The sequence below is a fragment of the Aliamphritea hakodatensis genome, from assembly GCF_024347195.1.
GTDB classification, from domain to species: Bacteria; Pseudomonadota; Gammaproteobacteria; order Pseudomonadales; family Balneatricaceae; genus Amphritea; species Amphritea hakodatensis.
On the sequence record NZ_AP025281.1, the window covers coordinates 4,213,521 to 4,237,188 of the forward strand.

Sequence of the window (23,668 nt, forward strand, 5' to 3'; positions counted from 1 at the left end):
CTCCCCTGCAACAGGCAGTGGTTTTTTATGCATGTACTCTGCTGACAGTAAGGCAGACCTAGATTGTTTCCAGGCTACCCGAAGCCAGCATCTGCTGCAGGATATCCAGATCGGTATTCCCGCCGTTATTGGTCAGATCGACGTTCTGCAGCCTGATCACCATGTCATCCTTGGAGCTCTCCTGTGACATAGAACTCCCGGAAACGTAGTCACCATCACTGTTCACATGCACCAGGGTATCGTTACCGACTTTTTCAAAGTTCAGATACGCATCCAGATTATTGGCCGTTTCTGCGGTATTCAGCAGACTGGTGAGATCCAGCACGTCGCCTTCGCTCTGATCAAAATCCAGAATAGTATCAATCTCTACAGTACCGCCCACATCTGAGGACAGATACGTGAAGCGGTCAGCCCCGTCACCGCCCGAAAGCTGATCGGTCCCCAGACCACCGAAGATGATGTCGTCACCGGCATCCCCCCAGATAATGTCATTACCGCTGCCGCCGGTCAGAGTATCGGTACCGTCACCGCCCCGCAGCTGATCGTGGCCGGAATTACCGTTGAGCGTATCATTACTGATACCACCGTCGAGAATATCATTGCCGCTGCCACCGTTGAGGGTATCGTTTCCGGTACCGCCGGATAACAGATCATTACCGTTGTTGCCGTTCAGCGTATCATTGCCGCCGGAACCGTCGATGTTGTCATTATTACCGGTACCGTTCAGGGTATTATTACCCTGATTACCCGCCTGCTCATTCGTGGTCTGGGCAATGTTAACCGTAATATTTTCCGTCGCCGTGCTGGTTGAACCGTTGCTTTCTGTGGATGTGGCGGTGACAGTCAGATTGATATCGCCAGTAAATCCACTTGCCGGTGTCAGCATCAGACCTTCCAGCTCAGCCTGAGTCAGCGTCCAGACACCACCGCCGTTATTGATACCGGCACTCAGAGTAGCGCCAGCCGGCACACCACTGATCTGAATGGTAAGGGTTTCTGAACTGTCCCTCAGACCGGCAGAGATCGCCAGCGGTACAGAGGCTTCATTCAGAACTGTACCGTCTGACTGGGTCAACTGATAGCCGGTAACATTCAGATTTGAATGTACGCTCTGGTCCCTACCGTTCATAACAATGAAGGAAACCTGATACGTACCGGGTACTGTTGCAGTAACAGACTGGGTGCCGGATGCGCTGCCCGCACCGGAACTGCTCCAGACCTGTTCCGATGAGCTCAGCTGCACGATGGTGGTATTGCCGTTCGGATCGGTAATTACCGCAAACGCCAGATCGTTATAGCCACTGCTGATAAAGTTCTGGCTGGTTTCACCGTTGTTAAAAGTCCAGTCCAGTGCAAGCGTATCACCTGCTTCCAGATTGGCTTCATACGTCACCACATCACCACGGGTTGCGTCCACATTGCCGTTATCCGTGACCGCGCCGGAAGGCGGATTAAAAGTATCCAGAACGTTATTGTTCAGACCAAGCTGACTTTCAATATTCGATTGGGAAACATTCGCTGAAGTATTTATCTGCGTCAGCGGCTGATACACACCCTGTACATTCGGCACCACCCACAGATCCGGTGTGTCAGCCACCGGCGTCACCTGCAGTGCCACCGTACGGGTCAGGCTCTCACCCGTAAGACTGTCGGTCACGGTATAAGTAAAGCTGTCATTACCGCTGAAATTTTCAGCCGGGGTATAGGTGTAAGTACCGTCGGTGTTAAACACCAGCGTGCCGTCAGACACATCTGTTGCCATTGTATAAGTGAGCGTACCGCCACTGGTGGTGCTGTCATTACCAGCAACTGATCCGTTCAGAGCTACATCTTCTGCAGTCGAAGCACTGTCATTTCCGGCAGTGAGATCAGTCACTGAAGTAACGTTCACTGTCAGCGTAGAGGTATCCGTGCTGCTGCCGTCGGTCAGAGTGTAAGTCACCACAGGGACCGGACCGTTGTAGTTCGCGTTCGGCGTGAAGCTGTAAGTGCCATTTGCAGCCAGGGTAATCGTACCCACGCCGGTAATGGTGACGGTATCGCCCGCACTGAAGCTGGTTTGAGCACCGGTGCCGGTATCCACCGTGAAGCTGGCGACTGTCACCGGGCCATCCACGCTGGAAGTGCCGGTCAACACGGAGCCTGTCGTCGTGCCGCTGTCTTCAGCCACGCTGATGTTCTCGTCAGCATCAGTGAAGGCGTCATCTACCGGGGTCACGGTGATGGCTAGCGTGGAAGTATCCGTGCTGCTGCCGTCGGTCAGGGTGTAGCTCACTACCGGCACCGGGCCGTTGTAGTCCGCCACTGGCGTAAAGCTGTAGGTGCCGTTCGCAGCCAGGGTAATCGTACCCACGCCGGTAATGGTGGCGGTATCGCCCGCACTGAAGCTGGTTTGAGCACCGGTGCCGGTATCCACCGTGAAGCTGGCGACTGTCACCGGGCCATCCACGCTGGAAGTGCCGGTCAACACGGAGCCTGTAGTCGTGCCGCTGTCTTCGGCCACGCTGATGTTCTCATTGTCATCAGTAAAGGCATCATCCACCGGGGCCACGGTGATGGTCAGCGTGGAAGTATCCGTGCTGCTGCCGTCGGTCAGGGTGTAAGTCACCACAGGGACCGGGCCGTTGTAGTCCGCCGCTGGCGTAAAGCTGTAAGTGCCGTTGGCCAATAAGCTGATCGTACCGACGCCGGTAATGGTGGCGGTATCACCCGCACTGAAGCTGCTCTGAACACCGGTGCCGGTATCGACGGTGAAGCTGGCAACGGTTACCGGGCCGTCCACACTGCTGGTCCCCGTGAGGACAGAACCGGTACTGGTGCCGCTGTCTTCGGCCACGCTGATGTTCTCATTATCATCAGTAAAGGCATCGTCCACCGGGGCCACGGTGATGGTCAGCGTGGAAGTATCCGTGCTGCTGCCGTCGGTCAGGGTGTAAGTCACCACAGGGACCGGGCCGTTGTAGTCCGCCGCTGGCGTAAAGCTGTAAGTGCCGTTGGCCAATAAGCTGATCGTACCGACGCCGGTAATGGTGGCGGTATCACCCGCACTGAAGCTGCTCTGAACACCGGTGCCGGTATCGACGGTGAAGCTGGCAACGGTTACCGGGCCGTCCACACTGCTGGTCCCCGTGAGGACAGAACCGGTACTGATGCCGCTGTCTTCGGCCACGCTGATGCTCTCATTGTCATCAGTGAAGGCATCGTCCACCGGGGTCACCGTGATGCTCAGCGTAGAGGTATCCGTGCTGCTGCCGTCGGTCAGAGTGTAAGTCACCACAGGGACCGGACCGTTATAGTCCGCGTTCGGCGTAAAGCTGTAAGTGCCGTTGGCCAATAAGCTGATCGTACCGACGTCGGTAATGGTGGCGGTATCACCCGCACTGAAGCTGCTCTGAACACCGGTGCCGGTATCCACCGTGAAGCTGGCAACGGTTACCGGGCCGTCCACACTGGAGGTGCCCGTGAGGACGGAACCGGTACTGGTGCCGCTGTCTTCAGCAACAGAGATCGCTTCGTCAGCATCAGTAAAGGCATCATCCACCGGGGTCACCGTGATGCTCAGCGTAGAGGTATCCGTGCTGCTGCCGTCGGTCAGGGTGTAAGTCACCACAGGCACCGGACCGTTATAGTCCGCGTTCGGCGTAAAGCTGTAGGTGCCATTTGCAACCAGGGTAATCGTACCCACGCCGGTAATGGTCGCCGTATCACCCGCACTGAAGCTGCTCTGTGAACCGGTGCCGGTATCCACCGTGAAGCTGGCAACGGTTACCGGGCCGTCCACACTGGAGGTGCCGGTTAATACCGAACCGGTACTGGTGCCGCTGTCTTCGGCTACTGAGATCGCTTCGTCAGCATCAGTGAAGGCATCATCCACCGGGGTGACGGTGATGCTCAGCGTAGAGGTATCCGTGCTGCTGCCGTCGGTCAGGGTATAAGTCACCACAGGCACCGGACCGTTGTAGTTCGCGTTCGGCGTGAAGCTGTAAGTGCCGTTCGCAGCCAGGGTAATCGTACCCACACCGGTAATGGTGGCGGTATCACCCGCACTGAAGCTGGTCTGAACACCGGTGCCGGTATCGACGGTGAAGCTGGCAACGGTTACCGGGCCGTCCACACTGCTGGTCCCCGTGAGGACAGAACCGGTCGTCGTGCCGCTGTCTTCGGCTACTGAGATCGCTTCGTCAGCATCGGTGAAGGCATCATCCACCGGCGTCACCGTGATGCTCAGCGTGGAAGTATCCGTGCTGCTGCCGTCGGTCAGGGTGTAAGTCACCACAGGGACCGGTCCGTTATAGTCGGCATTCGGGGTAAAACTGTAGGTGCCGTTGGCTAATAAGCTGATCGTACCCACGCCGGTAATGGTGGCAGTATCACCCGCACTGAAGCTGCTCTGCGAGCCGGTGCCGGTATCCACCGTGAAGCTGGCAACGGTTACCGGGCCATCCACACTGCTTGTGCCGGTTATTACCGAACCTGTGCTGGTGCCGCTGTCTTCAGCAACAGAGATCGCTTCGTCAGCATCAGTGAAGGCATCATCCACCGGGGTCACCGTGATGCTCAGCGTAGAAGTATCCGTGCTGCTGCCGTCGGTCAGGGTGTAGCTCACTACCGGCACCGGGCCGTTGTAGTCCGCCACTGGCGTAAAGCTGTAGGTGCCATTTGCAGCCAGGGTAATCGTACCCACGCCGGTAATGGTGGCGGTATCGCCCGCACTGAAGCTGGTTTGAGCACCGGTGCCGGTATCCACCGTGAAGCTGGCGACTGTCACCGGGCCATCCACGCTGGAGGTGCCGGTTATTACCGAACCTGTACTGGTGCCGCTGTCTTCGGCCACGCTGATGTTCTCATTGTCATCAGTAAAGGCATCGTCCACCGGGGTCACCGTGATGCTCAGCGTAGAGGTATCCGTGCTGCTGCCGTCGGTCAGGGTGTAGGTCACCACAGGGGCCGGGCCGTTATAGTCCGCCACTGGCGTAAAGCTGTAAGTACCGTTGGCCCATAAGCTGATCGTGCCGACACCGGTAATGGTCGCGGTCTGCCCTGCCGTAAAGCTGTTCTGTGAACCGGTGCCGGTATCGACGGTGAAACTGGCGACCGTCACCGGGCCGTCCACACTGCTTGTGCCGGTGAGGACCGAACCTGTACTGGTGCCGCTGTCTTCGGCTACTGAGATCACTTCGTTGGCATCGGTGAAGGCGTCATCCACCGGCGTGACCGTGATGCTCAGCGTAGAAGTATCCGTGCTGCTGCCGTCGGTCAGGGTGTAAGTCACCACAGGGACAGGACCGTTGTAGTTCGCGTTCGGCGTGAAGCTGTAAGTGCCGTTGGCCAATAAGCTGATTGTGCCGACACCGCTAATGGTCGCGGTCTGCCCTGCCGTAAAGTTGCTCTGTGAACCGGTGCCGGTATCGACGGTGAAACTGGCGACCGTCACCGGGCCGTCCACACTGCTTGTGCCGGTGAGGACCGAACCTGTACTGGTGCCGCTGTCTTCGGCTACTGAGATCGCTTCGTCAGCATCGGTGAAGGCATCATCCACCGGGGTCACGGTGATGCTCAGCGTAGAAGTATCCGTGCTGCTGCCGTCGGTCAGGGTGTAGGTGACTACAGGAACCGGGCCGTTATAGTTCGCGTTCGGCGTGAAGCTGTAGGTGCCGTTCGCAGCCAGGGTAATCGTACCCACGCCGGTAATGGTGGCGGTATCACCCGCACTGAAGCTGGTCTGAGCACCGGTGCCGGTATCCACCGTGAAGCTGGCGACTGTCACCGGGCCATCCACGCTGGAAGTGCCGGTCAGCACAGAACCGGTCGTCGTGCCGCTGTCTTCAGCCACGCTGATGCTCTCATTGTCATCAGTAAAGGCATCATCCACCGGGGTCACCGTGATGCTCAGCGTAGAGGTATCCGTGCTGCTGCCATCGGTCAGGGTGTAAGTCACCACAGGGACCGGACCGTTGTAGTCCGCGTTCGGGGTAAAGCTGTAGGTGCCGTTCGCAGCCAGGGTAATCGTACCCACACCGGTAATGGTGGCGGTATCGCCCGCACTGAAGCTGGTCTGAGCACCGGTGCCGGTATCGACGGTGAAGCTGGCGACTGTCACCGGGCCGTCCACACTGGAGGTGCCTGTGAGGACAGAACCGGTCGTCGTGCCGCTGTCTTCGGCTACTGAGATCGCTTCGTCAGCATCGGTGAAGGCATCATCCACCGGCGTCACCGTGATGCTCAGCGTAGAGGTATCCGTGCTGCTGCCGTCGGTCAGGGTGTAAGTCACCACAGGGACCGGTCCGTTATAGTCGGCATTCGGGGTAAAACTGTAGGTGCCGTTGGCTAATAAGCTGATCGTACCCACGCCGGTAATGGTGGCGGTATCACCCGCACTGAAGCTGCTCTGCGAGCCGGTGCCGGTATCCACCGTGAAGCTGGCAACGGTTACCGGGCCATCCACACTGCTTGTGCCGGTTATTACCGAACCTGTGCTGGTGCCGCTGTCTTCAGCAACAGAGATCGCTTCGTCAGCATCAGTGAAGGCATCATCCACCGGGGTCACCGTGATGCTCAGCGTAGAAGTATCCGTGCTACTGCCGTCGGTCAGGGTGTAGGTCACTACCGGCACCGGGCCGTTGTAGTTCGCGTTCGGCGTAAAGCTGTAGGTGCCGTTCGCAGCCAGGGTAATCGTACCGACGCCGGTAATGGTGGCGGTCTGCCCTGCCGTAAAGCTGGTCTGTGCACCGGTGCCGGTATCGACGGTGAAGCTGGCAACGGTTACCGGACCGTCCACACTGGAGGTGCCTGTGAGGACAGAACCGGTCGTCGTGCCGCTGTCTTCGGCTACTGAGATCGCTTCGTCAGCATCGGTGAAGGCATCATCCACCGGGGTGACGGTGATGGCTAGCGTGGAAGTATCCGTGCTGCTGCCGTCGGTCAGGGTGTAAGTCACCACTGGCACCGGACCGTTGTAGTCCGCCGCTGGCGTAAAGCTGTAAGTGCCGTTGGCTAATAAGCTGATCGTACCGACGCCGGTAATGGTGGCGGTATCACCCGCACTGAAGCTGGTCTGAACACCGGTGCCGGTATCCACCGTGAAGCTGGCAACGGTTACCGGGCCGTCCACACTGGAGGTGCCGGTTATTACCGAACCTGTACTGGTGCCGCTGTCTTCAGCAACAGAGATCGCTTCGTCAGCATCAGTGAAGGCATCATCCACCGGGGTCACCGTGATGCTCAGCGTAGAGGTATCCGTGCTGCTGCCGTCGGTCAGGGTGTAGGTCACTACCGGCACCGGGCCGTTGTAGTTCGCGTTCGGCGTAAAGCTGTAAGTACCGTTGGCCAATAAGCTGATTGTGCCGACGCCGGTAATGGTGGCGGTATCACCCGCACTGAAGCTGGTCTGAACACCGGTGCCGGTATCCACCGTGAAGCTGGCAACGGTTACCGGGCCGTCCACACTGCTGGTCCCCGTGAGGACCGAACCGGTACTGATGCCGCTGTCTTCGGCCACGCTGATGTTCTCATTATCATCAGTAAAGGCGTCATCCACCGGAGTAACCGTGATGCTCAGCGTGGAGGTATCCGTGCTGCTGCCGTCGGTCAGAGTGTAAGTCACCACAGGGACCGGACCGTTGTAGTCCGCGTTCGGGGTAAAGCTGTAGGTGCCGTTCGCAGCCAGGGTAATCGTACCCACACCGGTAATGGTGGCGGTATCGCCCGCACTGAAGCTGGTCTGAACACCGGTGCCGGTATCCACCGTGAAGCTGGCAACGGTTACCGGGCCGTCCACACTGGAGGTGCCGGTTATTACCGAACCTGTACTGGTGCCGCTGTCTTCAGCAACAGAGATCGCTTCGTCAGCATCAGTGAAGGCATCATCCACCGGGGTCACCGTGATGCTCAGCGTAGAGGTATCCGTGCTGCTGCCGTCGGTCAGGGTGTAGGTGACTACAGGAACCGGGCCGTTATAGTTCGCGTTCGGCGTGAAGCTGTAAGTGCCGTTCGCAGCCAGGGTAATCGTACCCACACCGGTAATGGTGGCGGTATCACCCGCACTGAAGCTGGTCTGAACACCGGTGCCGGTATCGACGGTGAAGCTGGCAACGGTTACCGGGCCGTCCACACTGGAGGTGCCTGTGAGGACAGAACCGGTCGTCGTGCCGCTGTCTTCGGCTACTGAGATCGCTTCGTCAGCATCGGTGAAGGCATCATCCACCGGCGTGACGGTGATGGCTAGCGTGGAAATATCCGTGCTGCTGCCGTCGGTCAGGGTGTAAGTCACCACAGGGACCGGTCCGTTATAGTCGGCATTCGGGGTAAAACTGTAGGTGCCGTTGGCTAATAAGCTGATCGTACCCACGCCGGTAATGGTGGCGGTATCACCCGCACTGAAGCTGCTCTGCGAGCCGGTGCCGGTATCCACCGTGAAGCTGGCAACGGTTACCGGGCCATCCACACTGCTTGTGCCGGTTATTACCGAACCTGTGCTGGTGCCGCTGTCTTCAGCAACAGAGATCGCTTCGTCAGCATCAGTGAAGGCATCATCCACCGGGGTCACCGTGATGCTCAGCGTAGAAGTATCCGTGCTACTGCCGTCGGTCAGGGTGTAGGTCACTACCGGCACCGGGCCGTTGTAGTTCGCGTTCGGCGTAAAGCTGTAGGTGCCGTTCGCAGCCAGGGTAATCGTACCGACGCCGGTAATGGTGGCGGTCTGCCCTGCCGTAAAGCTGGTCTGTGCACCGGTGCCGGTATCGACGGTGAAGCTGGCAACGGTTACCGGACCGTCCACACTGGAGGTGCCTGTGAGGACAGAACCGGTCGTCGTGCCGCTGTCTTCGGCTACTGAGATCGCTTCGTCAGCATCGGTGAAGGCATCATCCACCGGGGTGACGGTGATGGCTAGCGTGGAAGTATCCGTGCTGCTGCCGTCGGTCAGGGTGTAAGTCACCACTGGCACCGGACCGTTGTAGTCCGCCGCTGGCGTAAAGCTGTAAGTGCCGTTGGCTAATAAGCTGATCGTACCGACGCCGGTAATGGTGGCGGTATCACCCGCACTGAAGCTGGTCTGAACACCGGTGCCGGTATCCACCGTGAAGCTGGCAACGGTTACCGGGCCGTCCACACTGGAGGTGCCGGTTATTACCGAACCTGTACTGGTGCCGCTGTCTTCAGCAACAGAGATCGCTTCGTCAGCATCAGTGAAGGCATCATCCACCGGGGTCACCGTGATGCTCAGCGTAGAGGTATCCGTGCTGCTGCCGTCGGTCAGGGTGTAGGTCACTACCGGCACCGGGCCGTTGTAGTTCGCGTTCGGCGTAAAGCTGTAAGTACCGTTGGCCAATAAGCTGATTGTGCCGACGCCGGTAATGGTGGCGGTATCACCCGCACTGAAGCTGGTCTGAACACCGGTGCCGGTATCGACGGTGAAGCTGGCGACCGTCACCGGGCCATCCACGCTGGAAGTGCCGGTCAACACGGAGCCTGTAGTCGTGCCGCTGTCTTCGGCCACGCTGATGTTCTCATTATCATCAGTAAAGGCATCATCCACCGGGGTCACCGTGATGCTCAGCGTGGAGGTATCCGTGCTGCTGCCGTCGGTCAGGGTATAAGTCACCACAGGCACCGGACCGTTGTAGTTCGCGTTCGGCGTGAAGCTGTAAGTGCCGTTCGCAGCCAGGGTAATCGTACCCACACCGGTAATGGTGGCGGTATCACCCGCACTGAAGCTGGTCTGAACACCGGTGCCGGTATCGACGGTGAAGCTGGCAACGGTTACCGGGCCGTCCACACTGCTGGTCCCCGTGAGGACAGAACCGGTCGTCGTGCCGCTGTCTTCGGCTACTGAGATCGCTTCGTCAGCATCGGTGAAGGCATCATCCACCGGCGTCACCGTGATGCTCAGCGTAGAGGTATCCGTGCTGCTGCCGTCGGTCAGGGTGTAAGTCACCACAGGGACCGGTCCGTTATAGTCGGCATTCGGGGTAAAACTGTAGGTGCCGTTGGCTAATAAGCTGATCGTACCCACGCCGGTAATGGTGGCAGTATCACCCGCACTGAAGCTGCTCTGCGAGCCGGTGCCGGTATCCACCGTGAAGCTGGCAACGGTTACCGGGCCATCCACACTGCTTGTGCCGGTTATTACCGAACCTGTGCTGGTGCCGCTGTCTTCAGCAACAGAGATCGCTTCGTCAGCATCAGTGAAGGCATCATCCACCGGGGTCACCGTGATGCTCAGCGTAGAAGTATCCGTGCTGCTGCCGTCGGTCAGGGTGTAGCTCACTACCGGCACCGGGCCGTTGTAGTCCGCCACTGGCGTAAAGCTGTAGGTGCCATTTGCAGCCAGGGTAATCGTACCCACGCCGGTAATGGTGGCGGTATCGCCCGCACTGAAGCTGGTTTGAGCACCGGTGCCGGTATCCACCGTGAAGCTGGCGACTGTCACCGGGCCATCCACGCTGGAGGTGCCGGTTATTACCGAACCTGTACTGGTGCCGCTGTCTTCAGCAACAGAGATCGCTTCGTCAGCATCAGTGAAGGCATCATCCACCGGGGTCACCGTGATGCTCAGCGTAGAAGTATCCGTGCTACTGCCGTCGGTCAGGGTGTAGGTCACTACCGGCACCGGGCCGTTGTAGTTCGCGTTCGGCGTAAAGCTGTAGGTGCCGTTCGCAGCCAGGGTAATCGTACCGACGCCGGTAATGGTGGCGGTCTGCCCTGCCGTAAAGCTGGTCTGTGCACCGGTGCCGGTATCGACGGTGAAGCTGGCAACGGTTACCGGACCGTCCACACTGGAGGTGCCTGTGAGGACAGAACCGGTCGTCGTGCCGCTGTCTTCGGCTACTGAGATCGCTTCGTCAGCATCGGTGAAGGCATCATCCACCGGGGTGACGGTGATGGCTAGCGTGGAAGTATCCGTGCTGCTGCCGTCGGTCAGGGTGTAAGTCACCACAGGGACCGGACCGTTGTAGTCCGCCGCTGGCGTAAAGCTGTAAGTGCCGTTGGCTAATAAGCTGATCGTACCGACGCCGGTAATGGTGGCGGTATCACCCGCACTGAAGCTGGTCTGAACACCGGTGCCGGTATCCACCGTGAAGCTGGCAACGGTTACCGGGCCGTCCACACTGGAGGTGCCGGTTATTACCGAACCTGTACTGGTGCCGCTGTCTTCAGCAACAGAGATCGCTTCGTCAGCATCAGTGAAGGCATCATCCACCGGGGTCACCGTGATGCTCAGCGTAGAGGTATCCGTGCTGCTGCCGTCGGTCAGGGTGTAGGTCACTACCGGCACCGGGCCGTTGTAGTTCGCGTTCGGCGTAAAGCTGTAAGTACCGTTGGCCAATAAGCTGATTGTGCCGACGCCGGTAATGGTGGCGGTATCACCCGCACTGAAGCTGGTCTGAACACCGGTGCCGGTATCGACGGTGAAGCTGGCGACCGTCACCGGGCCATCCACGCTGGAAGTGCCGGTCAACACGGAGCCTGTAGTCGTGCCGCTGTCTTCGGCCACGCTGATGTTCTCATTATCATCAGTAAAGGCATCATCCACCGGGGTCACCGTGATGCTCAGCGTGGAGGTATCCGTGCTGCTGCCGTCGGTCAGGGTATAAGTCACCACAGGCACCGGACCGTTGTAGTTCGCGTTCGGCGTGAAGCTGTAAGTGCCGTTCGCAGCCAGGGTAATCGTACCCACACCGGTAATGGTGGCGGTATCACCCGCACTGAAGCTGGTCTGAACACCGGTGCCGGTATCGACGGTGAAGCTGGCAACGGTTACCGGGCCGTCCACACTGCTGGTCCCCGTGAGGACAGAACCTGTACTGGTGCCGCTGTCTTCGGCTACTGAGATCACTTCGTTGGCATCGGTGAAGGCGTCATCCACCGGCGTGACCGTGATGCTCAGCGTAGAAGTATCCGTGCTGCTGCCGTCGGTCAGGGTGTAAGTCACCACAGGGACAGGACCGTTGTAGTTCGCGTTCGGCGTGAAGCTGTAAGTGCCGTTGGCCAATAAGCTGATTGTGCCGACACCGCTAATGGTCGCGGTCTGCCCTGCCGTAAAGTTGCTCTGTGAACCGGTGCCGGTATCGACGGTGAAACTGGCGACCGTCACCGGGCCGTCCACACTGCTTGTGCCGGTGAGGACCGAACCTGTACTGGTGCCGCTGTCTTCGGCTACTGAGATCGCTTCGTCAGCATCGGTGAAGGCATCATCCACCGGGGTCACGGTGATGCTCAGCGTAGAAGTATCCGTGCTGCTGCCGTCGGTCAGGGTGTAGGTGACTACAGGAACCGGGCCGTTATAGTTCGCGTTCGGCGTGAAGCTGTAGGTGCCGTTCGCAGCCAGGGTAATCGTACCCACGCCGGTAATGGTGGCGGTATCACCCGCACTGAAGCTGGTCTGAGCACCGGTGCCGGTATCCACCGTGAAGCTGGCGACTGTCACCGGGCCATCCACGCTGGAAGTGCCGGTCAGCACAGAACCGGTCGTCGTGCCGCTGTCTTCAGCCACGCTGATGCTCTCATTGTCATCAGTAAAGGCATCATCCACCGGGGTCACCGTGATGCTCAGCGTAGAGGTATCCGTGCTGCTGCCATCGGTCAGGGTGTAAGTCACCACAGGGACCGGACCGTTGTAGTCCGCGTTCGGGGTAAAGCTGTAGGTGCCGTTCGCAGCCAGGGTAATCGTACCCACACCGGTAATGGTGGCGGTATCGCCCGCACTGAAGCTGGTCTGAGCACCGGTGCCGGTATCGACGGTGAAGCTGGCGACTGTCACCGGGCCGTCCACACTGGAGGTGCCTGTGAGGACAGAACCGGTCGTCGTGCCGCTGTCTTCGGCTACTGAGATCGCTTCGTCAGCATCGGTGAAGGCATCATCCACCGGCGTCACCGTGATGCTCAGCGTAGAGGTATCCGTGCTGCTGCCGTCGGTCAGGGTGTAAGTCACCACAGGGACCGGTCCGTTATAGTCGGCATTCGGGGTAAAACTGTAGGTGCCGTTGGCTAATAAGCTGATCGTACCCACGCCGGTAATGGTGGCGGTATCACCCGCACTGAAGCTGCTCTGCGAGCCGGTGCCGGTATCCACCGTGAAGCTGGCAACGGTTACCGGGCCATCCACACTGCTTGTGCCGGTTATTACCGAACCTGTGCTGGTGCCGCTGTCTTCAGCAACAGAGATCGCTTCGTCAGCATCAGTGAAGGCATCATCCACCGGGGTCACCGTGATGCTCAGCGTAGAAGTATCCGTGCTACTGCCGTCGGTCAGGGTGTAGGTCACTACCGGCACCGGGCCGTTGTAGTTCGCGTTCGGCGTAAAGCTGTAGGTGCCGTTCGCAGCCAGGGTAATCGTACCGACGCCGGTAATGGTGGCGGTCTGCCCTGCCGTAAAGCTGGTCTGTGCACCGGTGCCGGTATCGACGGTGAAGCTGGCAACGGTTACCGGACCGTCCACACTGGAGGTGCCTGTGAGGACAGAACCGGTCGTCGTGCCGCTGTCTTCGGCTACTGAGATCGCTTCGTCAGCATCGGTGAAGGCATCATCCACCGGGGTGACGGTGATGGCTAGCGTGGAAGTATCCGTGCTGCTGCCGTCGGTCAGGGTGTAAGTCACCACTGGCACCGGACCGTTGTAGTCCGCCGCTGGCGTAAAGCTGTAAGTGCCGTTGGCTAATAAGCTGATCGTACCGACGCCGGTAATGGTGGCGGTATCACCCGCACTGAAGCTGGTCTGAACACCGGTGCCGGTATCCACCGTGAAGCTGGCAACGGTTACCGGGCCGTCCACACTGGAGGTGCCGGTTATTACCGAACCTGTACTGGTGCCGCTGTCTTCAGCAACAGAGATCGCTTCGTCAGCATCAGTGAAGGCATCATCCACCGGGGTCACCGTGATGCTCAGCGTAGAGGTATCCGTGCTGCTGCCGTCGGTCAGGGTGTAGGTCACTACCGGCACCGGGCCGTTGTAGTTCGCGTTCGGCGTAAAGCTGTAAGTACCGTTGGCCAATAAGCTGATTGTGCCGACGCCGGTAATGGTGGCGGTATCACCCGCACTGAAGCTGGTCTGAACACCGGTGCCGGTATCCACCGTGAAGCTGGCAACGGTTACCGGGCCGTCCACACTGCTGGTCCCCGTGAGGACCGAACCGGTACTGATGCCGCTGTCTTCGGCCACGCTGATGTTCTCATTATCATCAGTAAAGGCGTCATCCACCGGAGTAACCGTGATGCTCAGCGTGGAGGTATCCGTGCTGCTGCCGTCGGTCAGAGTGTAAGTCACCACAGGGACCGGACCGTTGTAGTCCGCGTTCGGGGTAAAGCTGTAGGTGCCGTTCGCAGCCAGGGTAATCGTACCCACACCGGTAATGGTGGCGGTATCGCCCGCACTGAAGCTGGTCTGAACACCGGTGCCGGTATCCACCGTGAAGCTGGCAACGGTTACCGGGCCGTCCACACTGGAGGTGCCGGTTATTACCGAACCTGTACTGGTGCCGCTGTCTTCAGCAACAGAGATCGCTTCGTCAGCATCAGTGAAGGCATCATCCACCGGGGTCACCGTGATGCTCAGCGTAGAGGTATCCGTGCTGCTGCCGTCGGTCAGGGTGTAGGTGACTACAGGAACCGGGCCGTTATAGTTCGCGTTCGGCGTGAAGCTGTAAGTGCCGTTCGCAGCCAGGGTAATCGTACCCACACCGGTAATGGTGGCGGTATCACCCGCACTGAAGCTGGTCTGAACACCGGTGCCGGTATCGACGGTGAAGCTGGCAACGGTTACCGGGCCGTCCACACTGGAGGTGCCTGTGAGGACAGAACCGGTCGTCGTGCCGCTGTCTTCGGCTACTGAGATCGCTTCGTCAGCATCGGTGAAGGCATCATCCACCGGCGTGACGGTGATGGCTAGCGTGGAAATATCCGTGCTGCTGCCGTCGGTCAGGGTGTAAGTCACCACAGGGACCGGTCCGTTATAGTCGGCATTCGGGGTAAAACTGTAGGTGCCGTTGGCTAATAAGCTGATCGTACCCACGCCGGTAATGGTGGCGGTATCACCCGCACTGAAGCTGCTCTGCGAGCCGGTGCCGGTATCCACCGTGAAGCTGGCAACGGTTACCGGGCCATCCACACTGCTTGTGCCGGTTATTACCGAACCTGTGCTGGTGCCGCTGTCTTCAGCAACAGAGATCGCTTCGTCAGCATCAGTGAAGGCATCATCCACCGGGGTCACCGTGATGCTCAGCGTAGAAGTATCCGTGCTACTGCCGTCGGTCAGGGTGTAGGTCACTACCGGCACCGGGCCGTTGTAGTTCGCGTTCGGCGTAAAGCTGTAGGTGCCGTTCGCAGCCAGGGTAATCGTACCGACGCCGGTAATGGTGGCGGTCTGCCCTGCCGTAAAGCTGGTCTGTGCACCGGTGCCGGTATCGACGGTGAAGCTGGCAACGGTTACCGGACCGTCCACACTGGAGGTGCCTGTGAGGACAGAACCGGTCGTCGTGCCGCTGTCTTCGGCTACTGAGATCGCTTCGTCAGCATCGGTGAAGGCATCATCCACCGGGGTGACGGTGATGGCTAGCGTGGAAGTATCCGTGCTGCTGCCGTCGGTCAGGGTGTAAGTCACCACTGGCACCGGACCGTTGTAGTCCGCCGCTGGCGTAAAGCTGTAAGTGCCGTTGGCTAATAAGCTGATCGTACCGACGCCGGTAATGGTGGCGGTATCACCCGCACTGAAGCTGGTCTGAACACCGGTGCCGGTATCCACCGTGAAGCTGGCAACGGTTACCGGGCCGTCCACACTGGAGGTGCCGGTTATTACCGAACCTGTACTGGTGCCGCTGTCTTCAGCAACAGAGATCGCTTCGTCAGCATCAGTGAAGGCATCATCCACCGGGGTCACCGTGATGCTCAGCGTAGAGGTATCCGTGCTGCTGCCGTCGGTCAGGGTGTAGGTCACTACCGGCACCGGGCCGTTGTAGTTCGCGTTCGGCGTAAAGCTGTAAGTACCGTTGGCCAATAAGCTGATTGTGCCGACGCCGGTAATGGTGGCGGTATCACCCGCACTGAAGCTGGTCTGAACACCGGTGCCGGTATCGACGGTGAAGCTGGCGACCGTCACCGGGCCATCCACGCTGGAAGTGCCGGTCAACACGGAGCCTGTAGTCGTGCCGCTGTCTTCGGCCACGCTGATGTTCTCATTATCATCAGTAAAGGCATCATCCACCGGGGTCACCGTGATGCTCAGCGTGGAGGTATCCGTGCTGCTGCCGTCGGTCAGGGTATAAGTCACCACAGGCACCGGACCGTTGTAGTTCGCGTTCGGCGTGAAGCTGTAAGTGCCGTTCGCAGCCAGGGTAATCGTACCCACACCGGTAATGGTGGCGGTATCACCCGCACTGAAGCTGGTCTGAACACCGGTGCCGGTATCGACGGTGAAGCTGGCAACGGTTACCGGACCGTCCACACTGGAGGTGCCTGTGAGGACAGAACCGGTCGTCGTGCCGCTGTCTTCGGCTACTGAGATCGCTTCGTCAGCATCGGTGAAGGCATCATCCACCGGCGTGACGGTGATGGCTAGCGTGGAAGTATCCGTGCTGCTGCCGTCGGTCAGGGTGTAAGTCACCACAGGGACCGGGCCGTTATAGTCCGCCGCTGGCGTAAAGCTGTAAGTGCCGTTCGCAGCCAGGGTAATCGTACCCACGCCGGTAATGGTGGCGGTCTGCCCTGCCGTAAAGTTGCTCTGTGAGCCGGTGCCGGTATCCACCGTGAAGCTGGCAACGGTTACCGGACCGTCCACGCTGGAAGTGCCGGACAACACGGAGCCTGTAGTCGTGCCGCTGTCTTCGGCCACGCTGATGTTCTCATTGTCATCAGTAAAGGCATCGGCCACCGGGGTCACCGTGATGCTCAGCGTAGAGGTATCCGTGCTGCTGCCGTCGGTCAGGGTATAAGTCACCACAGGGACCGGGCCGTTATAGTCCGCCACTGGCGTAAAGCTGTAGGTGCCGTTCGCAGCCAGGGTAATCGTACCCACGTCGGTAATGGTGGCGGTATCGCCCGCACTGAAGCTGGTTTGAGCACCGGTGCCGGTATCCACCGTGAAGCTGGCGACTGTCACCGGGCCATCCACACTGCTAGTCCCCGTGAGGACCGAACCTGTGCTGGTACCGCTGTCTTCGGCCACGCTGATGCTCTCGTCAGCATCGGTGAAGGCATCATCCACCGGCGTAACCGTGATGCTCAGCGTGGAAGTATCCGTGCTGCTGCCGTCGGTCAGGGTGTAGCTCACTACCGGCACCGGGCCGTTGTAGTCCGCCACTGGCGTAAAGCTGTAGGTGCCATTTGCAGCCAGGGTAATCGTACCCACGCCGGTAATGGTGGCGGTATCGCCCGCACTGAAGCTGGTTTGAGCACCGGTGCCGGTATCCACCGTGAAGCTGGCGACTGTCACCGGGCCATCCACGCTGGAAGTGCCGGTCAACACGGAGCCTGTAGTCGTGCCGCTGTCTTCGGCCACGCTGATGTTCTCATTGTCATCAGTAAAGGCATCGTCCACCGGGGTCACCGTGATGCTCAGCGTAGAGGTATCCGTGCTGCTGCCGTCGGTCAGGGTGTAAGTCACCACTGGCACCGGACCGTTGTAGTCCGCCGCTGGCGTAAAGCTGTAAGTGCCGTTGGCTAATAAGCTGATCGTACCGACGCCGGTAATGGTGGCGGTATCACCCGCACTGAAGCTGGTCTGAACACCGGTGCCGGTATCCACCGTGAAGCTGGCAACGGTTACCGGGCCGTCCACACTGGAGGTGCCGGTTATTACCGAACCTGTACTGGTGCCGCTGTCTTCAGCAACAGAGATCGCTTCGTCAGCATCAGTGAAGGCATCATCCACCGGGGTCACCGTGATGCTCAGCGTAGAGGTATCCGTGCTGCTGCCGTCGGTCAGGGTGTAGGTCACTACCGGCACCGGGCCGTTGTAGTTCGCGTTCGGCGTAAAGCTGTAAGTACCGTTGGCCAATAAGCTGATTGTGCCGACGCCGGTAATGGTGGCGGTATCACCCGCACTGAAGCTGGTCTGAACACCGGTGCCGGTATCCACCGTGAAGCTGGCAACGGTTACCGGGCCGTCCACACTGCTGGTCCCCGTGAGGACCGAACCGGTACTGATGCCGCTGTCTTCGGCCACGCTGATGTTCTCATTATCATCAGTAAAGGCGTCATCCACCGGGGTCACCGTGATGCTCAGCGTGGAGGTATCCGTGCTGCTGCCGTCGGTCAGGGTATAAGTCACCACAGGCACCGGACCGTTGTAGTTCGCGTTCGGCGTGAAGCTGTAAGTGCCGTTCGCAGCCAGGGTAATCGTACCCACACCGGTAATGGTGGCGGTATCACCCGCACTGAAGCTGGTCTGAACACCGGTGCCGGTATCGACGGTGAAGCTGGCAACGGTTACCGGGCCGTCCACACTGGAGGTGCCTGTGAGGACAGAACCGGTCGTCGTGCCGCTGTCTTCGGCTACTGAGATCGCTTCGTCAGCATCGGTGAAGGCATCATCCACCGGCGTGACGGTGATGGCTAGCGTGGAAATATCCGTGCTGCTGCCGTCGGTCAGGGTGTAAGTCACCACAGGGACCGGTCCGTTATAGTCGGCATTCGGGGTAAAACTGTAGGTGCCGTTGGCTAATAAGCTGATCGTACCCACGCCGGTAATGGTGGCGGTATCACCCGCACTGAAGCTGCTCTGCGAGCCGGTGCCGGTATCCACCGTGAAGCTGGCAACGGTTACCGGGCCATCCACACTGCTTGTGCCGGTTATTACCGAACCTGTGCTGGTGCCGCTGTCTTCAGCAACAGAGATCGCTTCGTCAGCATCAGTGAAGGCATCATCCACCGGGGTCACCGTGATGCTCAGCGTAGAAGTATCCGTGCTACTGCCGTCGGTCAGGGTGTAGGTCACTACCGGCACCGGGCCGTTGTAGTTCGCGTTCGGCGTAAAGCTGTAGGTGCCGTTCGCAGCCAGGGTAATCGTACCGACGCCGGTAATGGTGGCGGTCTGCCCTGCCGTAAAGCTGCTCTGTGAACCGGTGCCGGTATCTACCGTGAAGCTGGCAACGGTTACCGGACCGTCCACACTGGAGGTGCCTGTGAGGACAGAACCGGTCGTCGTGCCGCTGTCTTCGGCTACTGAGATCGCTTCGTCAGCATCGGTGAAGGCATCATCCACCGGGGTGACGGTGATGGCTAGCGTGGAAGTATCCGTGCTGCTGCCGTCGGTCAGGGTGTAAGTCACCACTGGCACCGGACCGTTGTAGTCCGCCGCTGGCGTAAAGCTGTAAGTGCCGTTGGCTAATAAGCTGATCGTACCGACGCCGGTAATGGTGGCGGTATCACCCGCACTGAAGCTGGTCTGAACACCGGTGCCGGTATCCACCGTGAAGCTGGCAACGGTTACCGGGCCGTCCACACTGGAGGTGCCGGTTATTACCGAACCTGTACTGGTGCCGCTGTCTTCGGCCACGCTGATGTTCTCATTATCATCAGTAAAGGCATCGTCCACCGGAGTAACCGTGATGCTCAGCGTGGAGGTATCCGTGCTGCTGCCGTCGGTCAGGGTGTAAGTCACCACTGGCACCGGACCGTTGTAGTTCGCGTTCGGCGTAAAGCTGTAGGTGCCGTTCGCAGCCAGGGTAATCGTACCCACGCCGGTAATGGTGGCGGTATCACCCGCACTGAAGCTGGTCTGAACACCGGTGCCGGTATCGACGGTGAAGCTGGCGACCGTCACCGGGCCATCCACGCTGGAAGTGCCGGTCAACACGGAGCCTGTAGTCGTGCCGCTGTCTTCGGCCACGCTGATGTTCTCATTATCATCAGTAAAGGCATCATCCACCGGGGTCACCGTGATGCTCAGCGTGGAGGTATCCGTGCTGCTGCCGTCGGTCAGGGTGTAAGTCACCACTGGCACCGGACCGTTGTAGTTCGCGTTCGGCGTAAAGCTGTAGGTGCCATTTGCAACCAGGGTAATCGTACCCACGCCGGTAATGGTGGCGGTATCGCCGGCATTAAAGCTGCTTTGTGAACCGGTGCCGGTATCGACGGTGAAGCTGGCAACGGTTACCGGGCCATCCACACTGGAGGTGCCGGTCAGCAAGGAGCCAGTCGTCGTACCGCTGTCTTCGGCCACGCTGATGCTCTCATTGTCATCAGTAAAGGCATCATCCACCGGCGTAACCGTGATGCTCAGCGTGGAAGTATCCGTGCTGCTGCCGTCGGTCAGGGTGTAGCTCACTACCGGCACCGGGCCGTTGTAGTCCGCCACTGGCGTGAAGCTGTAAGTGCCGTTGGCCAATAAGCTGATTGTACCGACGCCGCTAATGGTCGCGGTCTGCCCTGCCGTAAAGCTGGTCTGCGATCCGGTGCCGGTATCAACGGTGAAGCTAGCGACCGTCACCGGGCCATCCACACTGGAGGTGCCGGTGAGGACCGAACCGGTACTGATGCCGCTGTCTTCGGCCACGCTGATGCTCTCATTGTCATCAGTAAAGGCATCATCCACCGGCGTAACCGTGATGCTCAGCGTAGAAGTATCCGTGCTGCTGCCGTCGGTCAGGGTGTAAGTCACCACAGGGACCGGGCCGTTATAGTCCGCCACTGGCGTAAAGCTGTAGGTGCCGTTCGCAGCCAGGGTAATCGTACCCACGTCGGTAATGGTGGCGGTATCGCCCGCACTGAAGCTGCTCTGCGAGCCGGTACCTGTATCCACTGTGAAGCTGGCAACGGTCACCGGGCCGTCCACGCTGGAAGTGCCGGTTAACACTGAACCGGTACTGGTGCCGCTGTCTTCAGCAACAGAGACCGCTTCGTCAGCATCGGTGAAGGCATCATCCACCGGCGTAACCGTGATGCTCAGCGTAGAAGTATCCGTGCTGCTGCCGTCGGTCAGGGTGTAAGTCACCACAGGGACCGGACCGTTATAGTCCGCGTTCGGGGTAAAGCTGTAAGTACCGTTGGCTAATAAGCTGATTGTACCGACGCCGGTAATGGTGGCGGTATCACCGGCATTAAAGCTGCTCTGTGAACCGGTGCCGGTATCCACTGTGAAGCTGGCGACCGTTACCGGACCGTCCACACTGGAGGTGCCGGTTATTACCGAACCTGTGCTGGTGCCGCTGTCTTCGGCCACGCTGATGTTCTCATTATCATCAGTAAAGGCATCATCCACCGGGGTGACGGTGATGCTGATGCTATCGGTATCACTCAAAGGTGTACCCGAACTGTCAGTCGAAGTAACTGTCAGGCTATCGGTGCCGTTAAAGTTCGCGCCTCCCTGATAAGTCAGGGTGGATAGTGCCGCGTTGATCTGCGCCTGAGTACCACTCAATGTAAGGGTAGCGCCACCGTTTGCTCCGCTGCTTATCGTTGCCCCACCGGCCAGACTCACGTTCAAAACACCGTCGGTCACACTCAGCTGAACCGTGGCCAGATTACCATCCGGATCATCAACACTAACACCCGCCACCTGCAGCAGACTGTCTTCATCAACGGTCAGTGCACCAGGCACGGTATTGACCGGGGCAATCTGGGTTGCGTGTGAAGAAACAACAGTTGCCGTAAATGGATTACCGGCATCGTCACTGCCAGACAACGTCACAGCAAAACTGGTATCAGCAGCCAGATCCGCACCGGAAACGTTCACACTCCAGGTCGTGTTGTCCGCATTAACCGTACCTGTATAAACGGTACCGTTGACTGTAAAAACAATGGCATCCCCGGCTGAGGCGTCTCCGCCTACCGTTCCGCTAACTGCAATGATTCCTGACGCTTCAGCCGTATCAACAATATCATCCGGAGTAATGTTATTGACACTGATTGAAGCAGATGCGGATAAGTCAATAACAAGCTCATTGCTACTGGCATCAGTACTGCTGTTTCCTGCTGCATCGGTTACCACTGCAACAACATCATAAGTGCCGTCAGTAAAGCTGCCCAAGGTACCACTGGATGGCACAGCCGTGCCTGTATCAATACTCCAGTTGCCGGAAGCATCCACAGGTACATTGGTATACGTCGCACCATTTACGGTGACAGTCAGCAGTTCTCCCGGGGCCAATGGTCCGTTATTGCCAGCGGTGCCGGTAATTAACGGGGTTGCATCATTGGTTAACTGGCCGGCAACCGTCGGTACTGCTGGCGGGACAATGTCAGCAGTCATCGCCAGGCTGTCGCCGGTGCCGTTGTTGCCCGCGTTATCGGTGTAGCTGTCATTGTCCACCGTAACCGACGGCGTATCACTGCCGGACTGGGTGAACTCAACGGTGTAGGTGTCACCATCCACCTGGGTGAAGTTCGCCAGGGTGCCGCCGACCGCCGTGATGTCGCCCAGCGCAAAGCCGGTGACGTCTTCACTGAACTGGAACGTCAGTACTGTGGTCTCGCCCGCCGATAAATTGCTGTCGGCCGCGCTGATGCTCAGGGTCGGTGCAAGGGTATCCACTTCATAGTTGGCAGAGCTGCTACCCACGCCCGTATTGCCCGCGGCATCGGTGTAATCCGTGCTGACGGTAATCACATTACTGGCGTCTTCGACATCCGTGGCAGGCGTGAAGGTGGCGGTGTATACCAGCGGGTTGGACGGATCAACGGTTAAGCCGCTGAGGGTGCCGTTCGGGCTGGTCACATCCGACAGATCAAAGCCAACCGGCGCTTCACTGAAGGTGAAGGTCACCGTGCTGGTCTCATTGGCCTGCAGGGCATCGTCCGACAGTGTGATGGCAACAGTTGGAGCCACAGTATCAACCGTGACAGACCCGGTTCCGGGAGGCGATACAAAGCCCTGAGGATTGGTAATTGTTGCAGATACATCCAGCGTACTGCCACTTACCGGCGCACTGAACCCCGTGCTTATTTCTCCGGCAGCAATATCAGCAGCAGTCAGCACAATGACCTGTGGCGCTGTACCGTCAGTAACCGTCAGGAGATCACCAACAGCCGCACCGGCCGGCAGTCCAACCGTTACATTAATTAAACCGGATAACTCATTGCCGTTGATGACACCATCGTTATTGGAATCTTCCACTATGGTAATTGTCGGTGCATCCGTTGCAGAAGTAACAGGCTGCAGATTATTGATATCCACAAACTCAGAGGTATCGCCGTCAGTTGCATTCGGATCAACCGTTGATTCACTTTCAAAACCAGAGGTTGCGATTACCGATTCGCCGCTGCGGGTGATTTCACCCAGCGTATTAAAGCCACCATCACTGGCAACCCCGTTGCCACCCTGTGCACCGGCGGCGGTTTCTTCCAGCAGCTCTGTCGGGTCAGCACCCGCCAGAATCAGTTGTTCGATAGCAGAGAGTTCACCGTCGATTTCAGATTGTCCGGCCAGAGTCTGAATGTTAAGGCTGGTCTCTCCGGTTTCCGGGTCTGTCACAACCAGGGCAGTACTGCCGGCTGGCAGGCGCGCTTCGCCACTACTCAGATCCACCACAACAGCACTATTGTCCGCTGTAATGATCTTGTCGCCAGGATACAGTTTTTCTTCAGCTGTGGCGGCTCGTACCTTGCCATCTTCCGACAGCAGCACTACATCACCTTCAACACTGATAATAACTACATCAACCCTGGTATCAGCCATACCGACCTCGCTTGAATACCCCTGGAGGTATTTGTAAACAGTGAACACATTTCCGGAAAAGGA

1 protein-coding gene is annotated in these 23,668 nt (G+C 58.8%); it reads right to left on the reverse strand.

Translation table 11 applies throughout. The annotated features are described in order from the left end of the window. Positions 1–58: 58 nt before the first annotated feature. The gene (locus PCI15_RS19260) at positions 59–23,605 is read right to left on the reverse strand and encodes a cadherin-like domain-containing protein (protein ID WP_271271532.1); all 23,547 of its coding nucleotides are present in this window, start codon (positions 23,603–23,605) and stop codon (positions 59–61) included. Positions 23,606–23,668: the final 63 nt, after the last annotated feature.